14 protein-coding genes are annotated in these 15,759 nt (G+C 64.7%); 6 read left to right on the forward strand and 8 right to left on the reverse strand.

Annotated elements, in window-relative coordinates; translation table 11 throughout:
* Positions 1 to 6 precede the first annotated feature (6 nt).
* The 7 genes from pdhA to tpiA form a co-directional block, all read right to left on the reverse strand.
* The gene (gene pdhA / locus AUL32_RS15470) at positions 7 to 1,101 is read right to left on the reverse strand and encodes a pyruvate dehydrogenase (acetyl-transferring) E1 component subunit alpha (RefSeq protein WP_148640030.1); all 1,095 of its coding nucleotides are present in this window, start codon (positions 1,099 to 1,101) and stop codon (positions 7 to 9) included.
* A gap of 147 nt (positions 1,102 to 1,248) precedes the next feature.
* Positions 1,249 to 1,569, reverse strand: coding sequence for an FtsB family cell division protein (locus AUL32_RS15475; RefSeq protein WP_062116579.1), 321 nt, complete (start codon positions 1,567 to 1,569; stop codon positions 1,249 to 1,251).
* A 139-nt stretch (positions 1,570 to 1,708) separates the two neighbouring features.
* Positions 1,709 to 2,989 carry a phosphopyruvate hydratase gene (gene eno / locus AUL32_RS15480; protein WP_062116582.1) on the reverse strand — a complete coding sequence of 427 codons (1,281 nt, stop codon included), beginning with the start codon at positions 2,987 to 2,989 and terminating at the stop codon, positions 1,709 to 1,711.
* Positions 2,990 to 3,067: 78 nt separating this feature from the next.
* Entirely contained in the window at positions 3,068 to 3,901 is an 834-nt protein-coding gene (gene kdsA, locus AUL32_RS15485; RefSeq protein WP_061976104.1) for a 3-deoxy-8-phosphooctulonate synthase, read from the reverse strand.
* Positions 3,902 to 3,923: 22 nt separating this feature from the next.
* Complete coding sequence (locus AUL32_RS15490; protein ID WP_062116584.1) at positions 3,924 to 5,552, reverse strand: CTP synthase; 1,629 nt, start codon at positions 5,550 to 5,552, stop codon at positions 3,924 to 3,926.
* A gap of 105 nt (positions 5,553 to 5,657) precedes the next feature.
* On the reverse strand, positions 5,658 to 6,260 hold the full coding sequence (secG, locus tag AUL32_RS15495; RefSeq protein WP_062116587.1) for a preprotein translocase subunit SecG: 603 nt from the start codon (positions 6,258 to 6,260) through the stop codon (positions 5,658 to 5,660).
* A gap of 82 nt (positions 6,261 to 6,342) precedes the next feature.
* A complete protein-coding gene (gene tpiA, locus AUL32_RS15500) occupies positions 6,343 to 7,128 on the reverse strand; it encodes a triose-phosphate isomerase (protein ID WP_062116590.1) in 786 nt (261 codons plus the stop codon).
* Positions 7,129 to 7,282: 154 nt separating this feature from the next.
* On the opposite strand from tpiA, the gene AUL32_RS15505 reads away from it, so the two are divergent.
* The 6 genes from AUL32_RS15505 to lexA all read left to right on the forward strand — a co-directional run bounded on the left by AUL32_RS15505 (position 7,283) and on the right by lexA (position 13,487).
* The gene (locus AUL32_RS15505; RefSeq protein WP_192847472.1) at positions 7,283 to 9,157 is read left to right on the forward strand and encodes a peptidylprolyl isomerase; all 1,875 of its coding nucleotides are present in this window, start codon (positions 7,283 to 7,285) and stop codon (positions 9,155 to 9,157) included.
* Complete coding sequence (gene trpD / locus AUL32_RS15510) at positions 9,154 to 10,185, forward strand: anthranilate phosphoribosyltransferase (protein WP_062116593.1); 1,032 nt, start codon at positions 9,154 to 9,156, stop codon at positions 10,183 to 10,185. The genes AUL32_RS15505 and trpD overlap by 4 nt, the downstream gene beginning before the upstream one ends.
* A complete protein-coding gene (trpC, locus tag AUL32_RS15515) occupies positions 10,182 to 10,991 on the forward strand; it encodes an indole-3-glycerol phosphate synthase TrpC (protein WP_062116596.1) in 810 nt (269 codons plus the stop codon). The genes trpD and trpC overlap by 4 nt, the downstream gene beginning before the upstream one ends.
* Positions 10,988 to 11,470 carry a cyclic pyranopterin monophosphate synthase MoaC gene (moaC, locus tag AUL32_RS15520; RefSeq protein ID WP_062116599.1) on the forward strand — a complete coding sequence of 161 codons (483 nt, stop codon included), beginning with the start codon at positions 10,988 to 10,990 and terminating at the stop codon, positions 11,468 to 11,470. The genes trpC and moaC overlap by 4 nt, the downstream gene beginning before the upstream one ends.
* Positions 11,467 to 12,678: a molybdopterin molybdotransferase MoeA gene (locus tag AUL32_RS15525; RefSeq protein ID WP_062116903.1), complete on the forward strand. Its 1,212-nt coding sequence runs from the start codon at positions 11,467 to 11,469 to the stop codon at positions 12,676 to 12,678. Before moaC ends, AUL32_RS15525 begins: the two co-directional genes overlap by 4 nt.
* A gap of 71 nt (positions 12,679 to 12,749) precedes the next feature.
* Positions 12,750 to 13,487 (forward strand): transcriptional repressor LexA, encoded by a 738-nt coding sequence (gene lexA, locus AUL32_RS15530; RefSeq protein ID WP_062116602.1) that lies wholly within the window; start codon positions 12,750 to 12,752, stop codon positions 13,485 to 13,487.
* Here lexA and AUL32_RS15535 read toward each other — a convergent pair.
* Positions 13,441 to 15,537 (reverse strand): ComEC/Rec2 family competence protein, encoded by a 2,097-nt coding sequence (locus AUL32_RS15535; RefSeq protein ID WP_156421482.1) that lies wholly within the window; start codon positions 15,535 to 15,537, stop codon positions 13,441 to 13,443. The two genes, lexA and AUL32_RS15535, sit on opposite strands and share 47 nt — an antisense overlap.
* Positions 15,538 to 15,759 lie beyond the last annotated feature (222 nt).

Here is a 15,759-nt window from a genome sequence, read left to right on the forward strand (position 1 = left end):
GCCCTCTTACTCCGCAGCCTGCGGGACTTCGTCGGCATAGATGTCGGTCCAAAGCTCGGACACGTCCGGCTCCGGATCGTTCTGGGCGAAATCGGCCGCGTCGGCCACGATGTCGCGAACGTCCTTGTCGATCGACTTCAGTTCGTCTTCGCTGACATTGTGTGCCTCGATCAGGCGCTGGCGGACCTGCTCGATCGGATCGCGCTCGGCGCGCATCTTCTGCACTTCGTCGCGCGTGCGATACTTGGCCGGGTCGGACATGGAGTGTCCGCGATAGCGGTAGGTCATCATCTCGAGGATGATCGGACCCTTGCCCTCGCGGCAATGGGCAACCGCGAGGTCGGCGGCGGCCTTCACGGCGCGCACATCCATTCCGTCGACCTGAATGCCCGGGATCTTGAAGGAGATGCCGCGATGGGCGAAATTCGTCTCGGCCGAGGCGCGGTTGACCGATGTGCCCATGGCGTAGCGATTGTTCTCGATGATGTAGATCACCGGGAGCTTCCACAGCGATGCCATGTTGAAGCTCTCGTAGACCTGGCCCTGGTTGGCCGCGCCGTCGCCGAAATAGGTGATCGCGACGGAATCGTTGCCGCGATATTGGTTGGAGAAGGCTAGGCCCGTGCCGATCGAAACCTGCGCACCCACGATGCCGTGGCCGCCGTAGAAGTTCTTCTCCTTGGAGAACATGTGCATGGAGCCGCCTTTGCCCTTGGAGTAGCCGCTGCGGCGCCCCGTGAGCTCGGCCATGACGCCGCGCGATTCCATGCCGGTGGCCAGCATGTGGCCGTGGTCGCGATAGCCGGTGACGACCTGATCGCCTTCCTTCATCGCCATCTGCATGCCGACGACGACCGCTTCCTGACCGATGTAGAGATGGCAGAAGCCGCCGATGAAGCCCATGCCATAAAGCTGGCCGGCCTTCTCTTCAAAGCGGCGGATCAGAAGCATGTCGCGATAGGCGCGAAGATCTTCGTCGCGTGCGAATTCCAGAGGTGCGGGCGGCTCGAAGCTCTCGAGCGTCTTGACGATTTCGGCAGAGGACTGCGCGTCCTTTTCGGCCACGTCGATTGCGCCGGCCTTCTGCTTACCCGTTGCCATTCGTGATTCCTCGTCCTCGACGCCCGCGGACAGCGGACCGATCGGCGCGCAGTATAGCCACGGCGACCTTCAGAGCAAGGGATCCACGCATCTTAACTAGAATAAGATTAAATGCTGCATTGCGGCAAAAATTAACCGAAAATCAGTTCACCCCTTCCAAGGACCCAGTATGGTGATCTCGTCGTCATTCGACATATTGAGGGCACGCCGCGCGCGCTCATCGATCATATCACGCTCCAAGGTCCCATCGCTGAGCAATTTGACGCGTTGCTCCAAGGCTTTTCGAGAAAGCACAAGATCGTCATAGGCCTTGGTCTTGGCGGCCAGCTCGCCGCGCATCTCCTGGCTGGCCTCGAGACCATAGCGCCCAGTCTGAGATTGCATCGCGAAATACGCCAAACACGGCAGGGTGATGGCCGGGACGATCAGCGGCGTGAACCAGGACTTCCGTTTTTGTTTGGTGCGCATAGGGGCTCTCCTGGCCCTACCCTGTCAAAGCGTCGTTAAAACCGCGTTAAGCCTGACGAACTCTCAACAAGCGCCACAAACGAAAAAGGCCCGCCTTGCGGCGAACCCTTCGAATGCGTCGGTCTTTGAAGACCATTGACTAACGGTGGCTGCGCAGAATGCTGCGACCGGCATAGACCGCCTGATCCCCCAGCTCTTCCTCGATGCGAAGGAGCTGGTTGTACTTGGCGAGCCGGTCGGAGCGAGCCAGCGAGCCGGTCTTGATCTGCCCGCAATTGGTTGCGACGGCGAGGTCCGCGATCGTGGAATCCTCGGTTTCGCCCGAGCGGTGCGACATGACGGCGGTGTAGCCAGCGCGATGCGCGACGTTCACGGCGTCCAGCGTCTCGCTTAGCGTTCCGATCTGGTTGACCTTCACGAGGATCGAGTTGGCCACCTGCTTCTCAATGCCCTCGCGCAGGCGCGTCGAATTGGTAACGAAAAGATCGTCGCCGACCAGCTGGACCGTCGAGCCGATGCGATCGGTGAGCGACTTCCATCCCGCCCAATCGTCCTCGGCCATGCCGTCTTCGATCGAAATAATGGGATAGGCGCCCGCAAGTTCGGCGAGGTAGGCTGCCATGTCTTCGCCGGACAGCTTGCGCTTCTCGCCTTCGAGATCGTAGACGCCGCCCTTGAAGAACTCCGTCGAGGCGCAGTCGAGGGCGAGGAAGATGTCCTCACCCGGACGGTAGCCCGCCTTTTCGATCGAGCGCATGACGAAGTCGAGACCGTCTTTCGCCGATCCGAGGTTCGGGGCGAAGCCGCCTTCGTCGCCGACATTGGTGTTGTGACCGGCGTCCTTCAGACCCTTCTTGAGGGTGTGGAAGATTTCCGCGCCCATGCGCAGCGCTTCGCGGAAGCTTTCCGCGCCGACTGGCATGATCATGAATTCCTGGAAGTCGATCGGATTGTCCGCATGCGCGCCGCCATTGATGATGTTCATCATCGGCACGGGAAGAACGCTGGCGCTGGCGCCGCCGACATAGCGGTAGAGCGGCAGACCGGCCGAGTCGGCAGCGGCCTTGGCTACCGCCAGCGAGACGCCGAGAATGGCGTTGGCGCCGAGGCGGCTCTTGTTCGGCGTTCCGTCGAGTGAGCGCATGACGGAATCGATGCGGATCTGATTCTCGGCTTCAAAGCCGACGATCGCCTCGAGAATGTCGTTGTTGACGGCTTGCACCGCCTGCTGGACGCCCTTGCCGCCATAGCGATCGTCGCCGTCACGCAGTTCGACCGCCTCGTGCGCGCCGGTCGAGGCGCCGGAGGGAACGGCCGCGCGACCCATCGAGCCGTCTTCGAGCACCACGTCGACCTCGACGGTCGGGTTGCCACGGCTGTCCAGAATTTCTCGCGCGATGATGTCGATGATCGCCGTCATGCTCGTTCCCTCGTTCGGATTGGGGCTTCGATGCGCGCCTTGTAGGCTGGAATCGCCGTGCGGCGCTAGAGTTCTCTCTCAGAAGGCCTTGGCCGCCGCATCAAGCGCGGTGAGGCGGCGCAGAAGCTCCGGCATGTCACCGAGCGCCACCATGTTCGGCCCGTCCGAAGGCGCGTTGTCGGGGTCTTCATGGGTCTCGATGAACAGGCCGGCGACGCCGACGGCGACTGCCGCCTTGGACAGCGTTTCGACGAAACGCCGCTCGCCCCCGGACGAGCCGCCCTGCCCACCGGGCTGCTGCACCGAATGGGTCGCGTCGAAGACGACGGGCGCTCCGATCTCGGCCATGATCGGCAAAGCGCGGAAGTCGGAAACCAGCGTGTTGTAACCGAAGGACGCGCCGCGCTCGGTTAGAAGGATGTTGGTGTTGCCGCTCTCGGTTACCTTGGCCGCGACGTTGCGCATATCCCAGGGGGCGAGGAACTGGCCCTTCTTGATGTTGACGACGCGCCCGGTGCGCGCCGCCGCGATCAGAAGGTCGGTCTGCCGGCAGAGAAAGGCCGGGATCTGCAGCACGTCGCAGACTTCGCTCACCTCGGCGCACTGTTCCTCGGTGTGGACGTCGGTCAGAACCGGCACATCGAATGTGCGCTGGATCTCGTCGAATACCGGCAGCGCACCGCCGAGGCCGATGCCGCGACGGCCCGAGAGGCTGGTGCGGTTGGCCTTGTCGAAGCTCGCCTTGAAGACGTAGCCGATCCCGAGATCGCCTGTGATGCGCTTCATGCGCTCCGCGATCATCATGGCATGATCGCGGCTTTCCATCTGGCAGGGCCCGGCGATCAGGGCGAAGGGCCGGTCCTGCGCAAAGGTGACGCCGCGAAGATTGACGGAGGCGTTGGGCTGGTTCATCGCGGCGCCTTTCGGGCAGGTCTCAAACGAGGCGGGAGCGTTCCACGGCGGCGCCGATGAACGAGGCGAACAGCGGGTGCGGCTCGAACGGCCGAGACTTCAGTTCGGGATGGTATTGAACGCCGATGAACCAGGGATGGTCCGGCAGTTCCACCGTCTCCGGCAGCAGGCCGTCGGGCGACATGCCGGCGAAGCGCATGCCTGCCTCCTCCAGCCGACCGCGATAGGTGCGGTTGACCTCGTAGCGGTGGCGATGGCGCTCCTCGACGACCGTGTCGCCGTAGATCGACGCAATGCGCGAATCGGGTTCGAAGCAGGCGGTGTAGGCACCAAGGCGCATCGTGCCGCCGAGATCGCCCTCGCTGGCGCGCTGTTCAAGCTCGTTGCCCTTCATCCACTCCGTCATGATGCCGACGACCGGCTCGCGGGTCGGTCCAAATTCGGTGGAGCCGGCCTCTTCGATGCCGGCCAGCGAACGGGCCGCCTCGATCACCGCCATCTGCATTCCGAAGCAGATGCCGAAATAGGGCACATTGTGCTCGCGCGCGAACTTGGCCGCGAGGATTTTGCCTTCGGAGCCGCGCTCGCCGAAGCCGCCCGGAACGAGAATTCCGCTGACGCGCTCGAGATACGGCGTCGGGTCTTCTTTCTCGAAAACCTCCGACTCGATCCAGTCGAGCTTCACACGCACGCGGTTGGCAATGCCGCCATGCTGCAGCGCCTCGATCAGAGACTTATACGCGTCCTTCAGGCCGGTATACTTGCCGACCACCGCGATGGTGACCTCGCCTTCGGGATTGGCGATGCCGTCCACCACCTGGTGCCAGCGCTCCAGTTTGGGCTTGGGGGCCGGGTCGATGCCGAAAGCGGCCAGCACTTCCGTGTCCAGCCCCTCGTTGTGATAGGCGATCGGCACGTCGTAGATCGTCGCGACGTCGAGCGCCTGGATCACGGCGCTTTCGCGCACGTTGCAGAACAGGCTCATCTTGCGCCGTTCCTCGCGCGGAATCGGGCGATCCGCGCGCACGAGGAGGATATCGGGCTGAATGCCGATGGACCGCAGCTCCTTCACCGAATGCTGCGTCGGCTTGGTCTTCAGCTCGCCGGCACTCGGGATATACGGCATGAGCGTCAGGTGGACATAGACCGCCCCACCACGAGGAAGGTCGTTTCCGAGCTGGCGGATCGCTTCCATGAAGGGCATGGCCTCGATATCGCCGGCCGTGCCGCCGATTTCGCAGAGCACGAAATCGTACTCCTCGTTGCCTTCGAGCACGAAGGCCTTGATGGCATCCGTGACGTGCGGAATGACCTGCACGGTCGCGCCGAGGAAATCGCCCCGCCGCTCCTTGGCGATCAGTTCCTGATAGATGCGGCCGGTGGTGACATTGTCCATCCGGTTCGCCGAGCGGCCCGTGAAGCGTTCGTAGTGACCGAGATCGAGATCGGTCTCGGCCCCGTCATCGGTCACGAAGACCTCGCCATGCTGCGTCGGGCTCATCGTGCCGGGATCGACGTTCAGATAGGGGTCGAGCTTGCGAAGGCGCACGCGATAGCCGCGCGCCTGAAGAAGAGCGCCGAGCGCCGCCGAAGCGATGCCTTTTCCCAAAGAGGAAACCACGCCGCCAGTGATGAAAATATATCGCGCCATGGGCCTTCCCGATACGCTTCCAGTGAGGATTCGGCCAGTCATAAAATCGGCCGCAAACGAAATGGGGCGCCGAAGCGCCCCGTGAGGTTCGGTCGAAAACCCGGTCTACTGCGCGGGCTGAGCGGGCGACGCATTGGGCGCGCCATTGTCCGCCGCACCGGGCGCCGGGCTTTCCACCGGCGCGACGGTCGGCTGCGAGCCGGCGTTCGGCGCCTGGGGAGCCGGGTTGGCCGGGATCGTCGCGGGAGCGGCACCGGTCGGCACGCCGCTTTCGTTCTGCGCCGGAGCAGGCGTCACCGGTGCCACCGGTGTTGCGCCGGTCGTGGCGCTGCCTCCGGCGGGCACGCCGTTGGTGGTCGTGGTAGCGGGCGTCTGCTCTGGAAGGCCGCCCAGCTGGTCGAGAAGCGAGCCGTTTGCGCCGGTGCCCGTTGCCGGCGCGCCCTGGCTGGCGGGGACGCGGTTCAGGATGTCCAGCGGATCGGTGCCGTAGCGGGCGAGGATCGCGAGAGCCATCGAGGTGATGAAGAAGAGGGTCGCGAGAATGGCCGTGGTGCGCGTCAACATGTTGGCCGCGCCCCGCGCTGTCATGAGGCCGCCGCCGCTTCCGCCGCCCATGCCGAGGCCGCCCCCTTCGGAACGCTGCAGGAGAACGACCACCACGAGAGCGAGGACGATCAGGAGATGAACGGCGATCAGGACAGTCTGCATAAGGGGCTTCGCGCACAATCGTTCTTGAGTTGGGCGCTTTCTATAGGAGCCCCGAATTTATTCCAACCCTATTGTGCAACCCCTATCGGCAGTTACAGGCCGCCTCGCAGATCGCCAGGAAATCCGAAGCCTTGAGACTCGCCCCGCCCACGAGTGCGCCATCCACATCGGGAACCGCCAGAAGTGTCGCGGCATTGGCCGGCTGGACGGAGCCTCCGTAGAGAAGGCGGATGGCCCGGCCCCTGTCCTCGCCGAACCGCTCGATCAGCTTGCCGCGCAGATGGGCGTGCACTTGCGCGACATCGTCGGTCGAAGGAGTCTTGCCGGTCCCGATGGCCCAGACCGGCTCATAGGCGACGATCGTGTCGTCCGCCGAGACATCGTCGTGAAGAGAGCCTGCAAGCTGCGTTTCGAGAACACCCAAGGTCTTTCCGGTTTCGCGCTCGGACAGCGTCTCTCCAATACACACGACGGCTATGAGACCGGCCCGGTGAGCGGCCGTCAGCTTCGAGCGCACGCTCTCGCTGCTCTCGCCATGGTCGGCCCGGCGTTCGGAATGCCCGACGATGACATGCGACGCGCCGGCGTCGCGAAGCATCTCGGCCGAAACCTCGCCGGTATGGGCGCCCTTCTCGGCGTGATGACAGGTCTGGCCGCCAACGAAGACGTGATCGTCCAGCTGATCACGCAGCGTGCGCACCAATGTCGCGGGCGGACAGAGAAGAAGATCGAGTTGAGGGGCGAAGGCTCGGCTGCCCTCGGAAATGGCCCGACCCTCGTTCAGGTGCGAGGCCAAGCCGTTCATCTTCCAGTTTCCTGCGATCAAGAGCCGTTGCGCCAAGTCGTTTTCTCCCACTTCATGTCCCATTGCAGGGCTTCTGAGGAGGAAGGGGTAACGATGGCGCAATGTGAAATCAAACCCGTGCGATGACGAGAGCGCCTTTTCTTCGCCGGCTGGAATGCTTATTCGAACGTCCAGTGAGTTTGGATCGATCGGGAGTTCGCAGCGAATGCTGAACCAGATGCGTCGCGGTGCCTCGGGCTGGGTTGCAAAGCTTTTCTTGGGCGGCCTGGCCGTGAGTTTCGTCGGCTGGGGCATTGCAGATGTGCTGCGCGCGCCCGGCGGCGGCTCCACCGTGCTGCAGGCCGGCGACGTGCGTGTGTCCCTTGCGGAATACGAAATGGCCTATCGGCAGGGGCTCAACCGACTCGGGCAGCAGCTTCAAGCGCGGCCGACCGCCGAGCAGGCCGAGATGTTCGGCGTCGATCAGATGGTTCTGGCGCAGCTTCGCTCCGGCGCCATGGTCGATCTCAAGGCAGAGAAGGCCGGGCTCGGCGTTTCCGACGCCGGGCTCATCGCCCTGATCCAGCGTGAGCCGGCCTTCCACGACGGCAGCGGACATTTCTCGCGCGATGTGATGCGGGCCGTGCTGGCCAATGCCGGCATGAACGAGGCGAGCTATCTGGCGGACCTGCGTCGCAGCGCCGTGCGCGGGCAGCTGATCGGCTCGGTGACGGACGATGTCGCCGTTCCCCGCGCCTTCGTCGATGCACTCGGCGCTTACAATGGCGAACGCCGGACGGTGCAATATGTCGTTCTGCAGCCACAGCCCGCCGACGGGCTCGCCGATCCGAGCGACGAGGAACTCGGCAGCTACTTCACCGAACATAACGACACCTACCGCGCGCCGGAATACCGAGCCTTTTCCTATGTCGCGCTGACACCGACTTCCATGTCCGAGGCGGACAAGGTCACTGACGAGGAACTCGCTCGCTATTACGAGGCCAACCGTGCGCAGTTCACGACGCCGGAGCGCCGCGGCGTGCAGCAGGTCGTCTTCGCCGATCGCGCCTCCGCCGACAGCGCGGCGCAAGCCCTTGCCGGCGGCGCAACGCTTGCCGACGCTGCCAAGGCCGCAGGCCGCGAGATCGCCGATCTCGGTGTGATCGACCGCGCCGCCTTGGGCAATGCGAGCCTGGCCGAAGCCGCCTTCGCGGCGCAGCCCAACACGCCGACCGGAGTCGTCGAGGGTCCCTTCGGCCCGGTCATCCTCAATGTAACCAGCGTGCAGCCGGAAGTGGTGCGCCCGTTCGATGCCGTGCGAGAGGAAATCCGTGCCGGTTTGGCGAAGGACGCGACCAACACCCGCATCACCAATGCCTATAACGCGCTGACCGACGCCCTGCAGAGCGGCGCGCCGATGAGCGAGGCCGCCGCGCAGGCCGGCGTGAAGATCGAAACCGCTCCTGCCGTTTCTCGCGAAGGCGCGACGCCTGCCGGTGCAAGGGTCGATTCGATTCCCGGCCGGGATCAGGTGCTCGCCGCCGTCTTCGCGGCGGAAGAAGGCGGCGACATCCCGCCCGTGCAGTTCGATGGCAACAGCTACGTCTTCCCGGTTCTCGGCGAGATCACCCCGGCGCGGGATCGCCCGCTGGACGAGGTGCGCGATCGCGTGGTGGCCGACTGGAAGCAGGACGAAGCCGTGCAGATGGTGGTCGATCGCGGTCAGTCGCTGGCGGAGCGGGTTCGCAAGGGGCAAAGCTTTCAGGACATGGCGGAGGTCGAGGGGCTGACGCTTGAGACCGCACCCGGCCTGACGCGCGCCACGGCGGTTCCCGCGCTCGGCGAAGCCGGCATGCGCGCCGCCTTCTCGGGTCCGCAAGGCCTCGTGGCCTCGACGCCGGCTCGCGACTCGGGTCAGGCGCTGGTGCTTCAGGTTTCCGAGGTCGCGGCGCCAGCCGATCCGGCGTCCGTCGTGGCCGAGAATACAAGGTCCGGCCTCGGCCAAGCGCTTCGCGGCGATTTCGAACAGGGCTACATCGCCGCGCTCCAGAGCGGCGTCCCCGTAACCTACAATCAGAAGGCCATTCAGCAGGCGAAGGCGAGCGTGCGATGAGCCCAGGGATGAAGCCGCTTCTCGGAAAGGTCGCCTCCGGCAAGGCGTTGACCCGGGACGAGGCGCGGCAGGCCTTCTTCATTCTGATGTCCGGCGAGGCGACGCCGTCGCAGATCGGCGGCTTCTTGATGGCGCTACGGGTTCGCGGCGAAGCCGTGGACGAGATCGCCGGCGCGGTGGATGTCATGCGCGCCAACATGGCGGGGGTCGTTGCACCGTCGGACGCGGTCGACATCGTCGGCACCGGCGGCGATCAGTCCGGCACGTTCAACGTCTCGACTTGCGCAGCCTTCGTGGTCGCCGGTTGCGGCGTGACGGTGGCCAAGCACGGCAACCGGGCCCTTTCTTCCCGCTCCGGCTCGGCGGATGTCCTGGCGGCACTGGGTGTCGATGTCGATCTCAGCCCGGATCAGATCGGACGCGTCATCGAGGCGGCCCGCATGGGCTTCATGTTCGCGCCGACCCATCACGCGGCGATGCGCTTCGTCGGTCCGAGCCGTGTGGAACTCGGCACCCGCACGATCTTCAATCTCCTTGGTCCCCTGGCCAATCCGGCCGGCGTGAAGCGCTTTCTGCTGGGCGTCTTCGCGCCCGAATGGGTCGTTCCCGTTGCCGAAGCCCTGAAGGCGCTTGGCGCGGAAAAGGCTTGGGTCGTACATGGCGACGGGTTGGACGAGATGACCGTCTGCGGCGAGACGCGGATCGCCATTCTGGAAGACGGCGAAGTTCGGCAGACCGTGCTTCGCGCCGGCGACGCCGGCCTGCCCGAACACCCCATGGCAGAGTTGATCGGCGGTGATGCCGAGCACAATGCCGAGGCGCTTCGCCGGGTTCTCGCCAACGAGCCGAGCGCCTATCGCGATATCGTGCTTCTGAACGCGGCGGGTGCCCTGGTGGTCGCGGACAAGGCGGCGAGCCTTGAAGAGGGCGTGGCGCTGGCGCAAATGTCCTTGGCAGGGGGCGCTGCCGCGGACGCATTGTCCAGGCTTGTCACGGTGTCCCAATCCATGCGGAGAGCAGGCGCTTGAGCGATATCCTCACCAAGATCGAAGCTTACAAGCGCGACGAGATCGCCAAGGCGAAGCGCGAGGTTTCCCTTTCGTCCCTCGAAGACGCCATTCGGGTGGGTCTGCCCCCGCGCGGCTTCGCCGAGGCGGTGCGGCGCAAGCATGCGGACGGACAGTTCGCTTTGATCGCCGAGGTGAAGAAGGCCAGTCCTTCCAAGGGTCTGATCCGCCCCGACTTCGATCCCGTGTCGATTGCCCAGTCCTATGAGCGAGGCGGAGCCGCCTGCCTCAGCGTGCTGACGGACACCCCGTCGTTCCAGGGCGCGCCGGGATTCTTGACGGAGGCGCGCAACGCCACCGCCCTGCCCGCCTTGCGCAAAGATTTCATGTTCGACACGTATCAGGTTGCGGAAGCGCGCGCCTGGGGTGCCGATGCGATCCTCGTCATTCTGGCGGCCGTAGACGACGCGCTGGCAGCCGAACTCGAAGCCAGCGCTTTCGCGCATGGGATGGACGTCCTTCTCGAAGTTCATGACGAGGCCGAGGCCGAACGCGCGCTCAAGCTGCGTTCACCGCTTTTCGGCATCAACAACCGCAATCTGCGCACCTTCGAAACCGATCTGTCCACAAGTGAGCGGATCGCCCGGCTTGTCCCGGCGGATCGCATCCTCGTTGGCGAGAGCGCGATCTCGACGCATGAGGATTGCGTGCGCCTCGCCGGTGCGAACATTCGCACCTTCCTCGTCGGCGAGAGCCTGATGCGGCAAAGCGACGTGGAAATGGCCACTCGCAAGCTGCTCTTCGGCGCGGCGGCGGAAGCGGCATGAGCGAGGCTTCACTGACTCATCTCGATGCGGACGGCTCGGCCCGCATGGTCGATGTCGGTGACAAGCCCGAGACGGTCCGCACGGCGCGGGCCGAAGGCCTCGTCCTGATGCGGGCGGAAACGCTGGAGATGATTCGGCAGGGCAGTGCCAAAAAGGGCGACGTGATCGCGATCGCGCGCATCGCCGGCATCATGGGCGCGAAAAAGACCCACGAACTGATTCCGCTTTGCCACCCGCTGATGCTGGAGAAGGTCTCGCTCGATCTGGAGTACGAACCGGCATTGCCCGGCATCCGCGTTTCCGCGACGTGCCGGGTATCCGGCAAGACGGGGATCGAAATGGAAGCGCTGACAGCCGTCTCCATCGCCTGCCTCACGATCTACGACATGGCGAAGGCGGTGGACCGCGACATGACGATCAGCCAGATCCGCCTCGTGGAGAAAACGGGCGGACGTTCCGGCACTTGGAGCGCCGCGTGAGTTTGCTGCCGGTCGAGGAGGCGCGCGATCGGCTCCTGTCGGACGTCTCGCCGGTGGCGCAAACCGAGCGCGTAGACCTGCGGAGCCTAGCCGGAAGGCGGCTGGCGAGCGATCTCTCGGCCATCCTGACCCAGCCTTCTTTTGATGCCTCCGCGATGGACGGATATGCCGTCCTTGCCAGCGACTTGGGCACTGGTGAAACGCGACTGCGTCTCATCGGAGAATCGGCCGCCGGCGCGGCGTTCGAAGGCATTTTGCGTGCTGGCGAGGCGGTTCGCATCTTCACCGGCGCACCCGCGCCGCAAGGCGCGGATGCCGTCGTCATCCAGGAGAACACAGAGCGTCCGAACCCGGAGACGGTGCTCGTCCGCGAGCCGGTCACGCCCGGCCGCCATATCCGCCCGGCAGGGAATGACTTTCGAGAGGGCGCGCCGCTTCTCCGGGCCGGCACGATCTTTCGCCCTGCCAGTATCGCGCTGGCGGCAAGCGGCGGTCACGCGGAGGTGGAGGTTTGTCGGCGCCCGCGCGTCGCCATTCTGATGACCGGCAGCGAATTGGTTCTGCCCGGCACGCGCCCCGGCCCGGCGCAGATCGTGGCATCCAACGGGTTCGGCATCGCTGCCATGGTGGAAGCGTCAGGCGGAGAGGCTTTATCCTATGGCGTTGTCGCGGACGACCGCTCGGCGCTTGCCGCCGTGCTCGACAGGGCCAGGCGCGATGAAGTGGATGTCTTCGTGACGATCGGCGGCGCCTCGGTCGGAGATCACGACCTCGTCGCGCCGGTCTTTCGCGAGTGTGGAGTGGAACTCGATTTCTGGAAGGTCGCCATGCGGCCCGGCAAGCCGCTGATGGCCGGACGCTTCGGCGAGATGCGGTTTCTAGGTCTGCCGGGAAACCCCGCCTCCAGCCTCGTCACCGCCGAGCTTTTTCTTCGGCCGCTGGTCGAACGGCTGGCCGGGCGCCCGGCGCACGGTGGCTACGAAAGGGGCGTATTGGGGACGCCCGTCCCCGCCAACGATCATCGTGCCGAGTTCATGCGTGGCCGAATCAGTGGGGAGACAGATGGCAAGCCCCGCATCGTCCCGTTCGATCGGCAGGACTCCTCGCTCCTCAGTGTCTTCGCCCTAGCGGACGTACTTCTCGTCAGGCAACCTCATGCTCCGCCTAGCGAGACCGGCGATCCCTGTGAGTTCGTGCGATTGGCTTGACAGGCATCCTTGCAGAACACAAACAGAACAGATAGGCTTTGTTCAGGTTTTGTTTTGGTTGGATACGAACGATGTTGACCCGCAAGCAGCATGAATTGCTCCTCTTCATTCATGATCGCCTGCAGTCGATCGGCGTTCCCCCGTCCTTCGACGAGATGAAGGAAGCGCTGGACCTGAAATCCAAGTCCGGCATCCACCGGTTGATTACGGCGCTGGAGGAACGTGGCTTCATCCGCCGCCTTCCCAACCGGGCCCGCGCTCTTGAGGTCGTTCGGCTTCCCGATTCCATGGCCGGTAAAGCTCAGGTCGCCGCGTCAACTACCGCGAAGGTTTCCCAAGGCGAGACGATCGAGCGGCAGGTTTTGCCCTTTCCGGGGCGGGCTGCCACCGCGCGAAGCGGCGAGACGGCGGACGCGGCCAATGACTCCATGCCTGTTCCCGTTATGGGCCGCATCGCAGCGGGTGTCCCCATTTCCGCGATCCAGCAGAACAGCCGCTCCATCGCCCTCCCGATTGAGATGTTCGGCCAAGGCGAGCATTACGCGCTGGAGGTCAAAGGCGATTCGATGGTCGAGGCCGGCATTCTCGACGGCGACACGGTGCTGATCCAGCGGGCGGAGACGGCAACCGCGGGCGAGATCGTCGTGGCTCTCATCGATGAGGAAGAGGCCACCTTGAAGCGCTTCCGTCGTCGCGGCGCCATGGTCGAACTGGAAGCTGCCAATCCCGCCTATGAGACGCGGGTCCTGGAAGCGGGACGGGTCAAGGTGCAGGGTCGTCTCGTCGGTCTGATCCGCCGCTATCATTAGGGCGCGGCCGCGCGCCTTTCGGCGTTTTCCGGCTCGGCTTGTCGCCTCCCATTCGCTCGGGCCAAGGCGCCGAGCGATGCTGGTTCCATTCTTCGAAAGGCTGGGGAATGGACGGCCGTAGCTCCCACCCGCCTCGCTGCCTCTCCAGAGCCACCGCGCCTGTGCGCCGCAGTGTGCGGAGCGTCAGAAGTTTCGCACCTGAGCGGCAAGATTCGATGCGAGGCGCGCGGGCGACCACGGCAATATCGGCCGTGTCGCAGAGTTCTCCCAGCTTCTCCAACTGATCGGTCCAGGCGATGCGGAGCCCCGAGCGGGTCTTCGCACGGCAAATCTGCTCGTCGCATTCGAAGGTCTTTCGATCGTCCTTCGAACGGCCGGGAGGCGCCAACTGGTAGGCGCGCTTCCATTGATCGTGCACGAAGCGGTTCGGGCGCTTGCGAAGATCGATCACCTGCCCATTGTCGCCTATCACTGCGATGTCCCGAGCGTCCTCCGATATGGCGAGTTCGGGGCGCGAGGCTGCAGGAACGAGGAGAAGGCCGAGCACCAGCGGGGCGACCGCCGCCCATCGAAAATGGCTCTGGCAAAACGAGAGCAGCAGCAGACAGACCGTGAAGCAGATAAGGCTGACGCTGCCGATCTGCCCAACGCCATAATCGGGAAAGGCAGCGGCCAGCGCCTTCGCCATCCAGAACACGAGATCGAGCCCCCAACCAATGGGCACAAGCGCCAAGCTCTCGAGGCCGAGGGGCATCAGGCAGACGCTCGCCAACGCCAGCGGCATGATCCAGAACGAGAAGATCGGCGTCGCCAGGACATTGGCAAGAAGGCCGAAGGGCGCGGCCCGCTGGAAATGGTAGATCGCGTAAGGCGCCGTCGCCGCGCCGGCAATCAGCGACGACAAGAACACGCCGATCACCACCAGCGCCAGCGTGCGCAAAGGCGAGAGATCGTCGCCCGCCCCTTTCGACCACCGGGAATACGCACCATAGGCCCCGACCAGCGCGGCGGTGGCGGCAAACGACATCTGGAAGGTCGCGGTCATCAGTGCATGCGGCGAGATCAGCATGACCACCATGGCCGCAATCGCAACATTGCGCAGGGTCAGGGCCGGTCGATCCACCAGAACCGCGCCCAGCATGATCGCGATCATGACGAAGGATCGCTCGGTTGCGGCGTTGTCACCCGCCAGTAGGAAGTAGAACCCGGTGATGCCCAGCGCCGCGACCGCCGCGATCTTGCGCGCCTGCCAACGCAGCGCCAGCGACGGAAAGGCGGCGATGCTTGAGCGCACCGCTAGCATGGTCATTCCCGCCACTAGCGCCATGTGAAAGCCGGAGATTGATAGGACATGGGCAAGTCCGGTTACTCGCAAGGCGGCTTCGATGTCGTCGGGGATCCCGGCGCGCTCGCCATTGATGAGCGCTGCCGCGACAGCGCCGCGCTCGTCCGGCAGCACGGCGCGAATCCTATCGCCGATCAGCAGGCGCAGCTTGGCGACGTGTTCGAAAACTCCAAGCGTCTCGGGTTCCACGGAGGGGTTCGGCGGCCCGAGGGAGTAGCCGAAGGCTCCGGTGCCGTCGAAATAGGGCATGAAAGCGAAGTCATATCCACCGGGAAAGGCAGGGCCTGCCGGCGGCTGCAGGCGCACGAGGCCCACATAGCGAGCGCCGATCGCCAGGGCCTCATGGCGGCTCGATACGAGCACGCGTACGCGTTCCGGCGGCCGGCTGAGATGCGGGCGCTCCGTTGCCAGGACTTGGATCGTATAGCGATAGCGCCCGCGATCGTCCTGCTCGCGAAGCAGAACACGCCCGGAAATGCGAACCGTTGCATTTCCCGAGAGCATCACCGTGTCGGTTGTCTTCAGCTCGATCCAACTCGTGCCAAGTCCCAGGGCGAAGCCGAGGGGCAACAGGAAAGCGGATCTGACAAAGGGGCGACCGGCCCCAAGGTTTGCGCCAGCGATGCTTACGAACGCGAAGACAGGTCCCAGCCAGCCCGGAGGCCGCCAGCCCGAGCCGAAGACGAGAGCGATCGCGATCATCATTCCGATCGGAAGCCACGCGAAGGCCGACCGGAGGTCTCGTTCGCGCTGTACCTGCCGGGAAAGCCAGAGCCGCAGCGGCCCAATCGGATCGACGCGCGGGATGGACGATGAATTGCCGGCGGCTCCGTCCGGCAGAACGTCCGTGATCACCTGCGATGCCGGCACGTGCGCCCCGCCTTGAGTCCTCTCGATCCTATGTTACACACCCGGCCATCCATGCGC

It is taken from the genome of Aureimonas sp. AU40 (assembly GCF_001463785.1).
Taxonomy (GTDB): domain Bacteria; phylum Pseudomonadota; class Alphaproteobacteria; order Rhizobiales; family Rhizobiaceae; genus Aureimonas.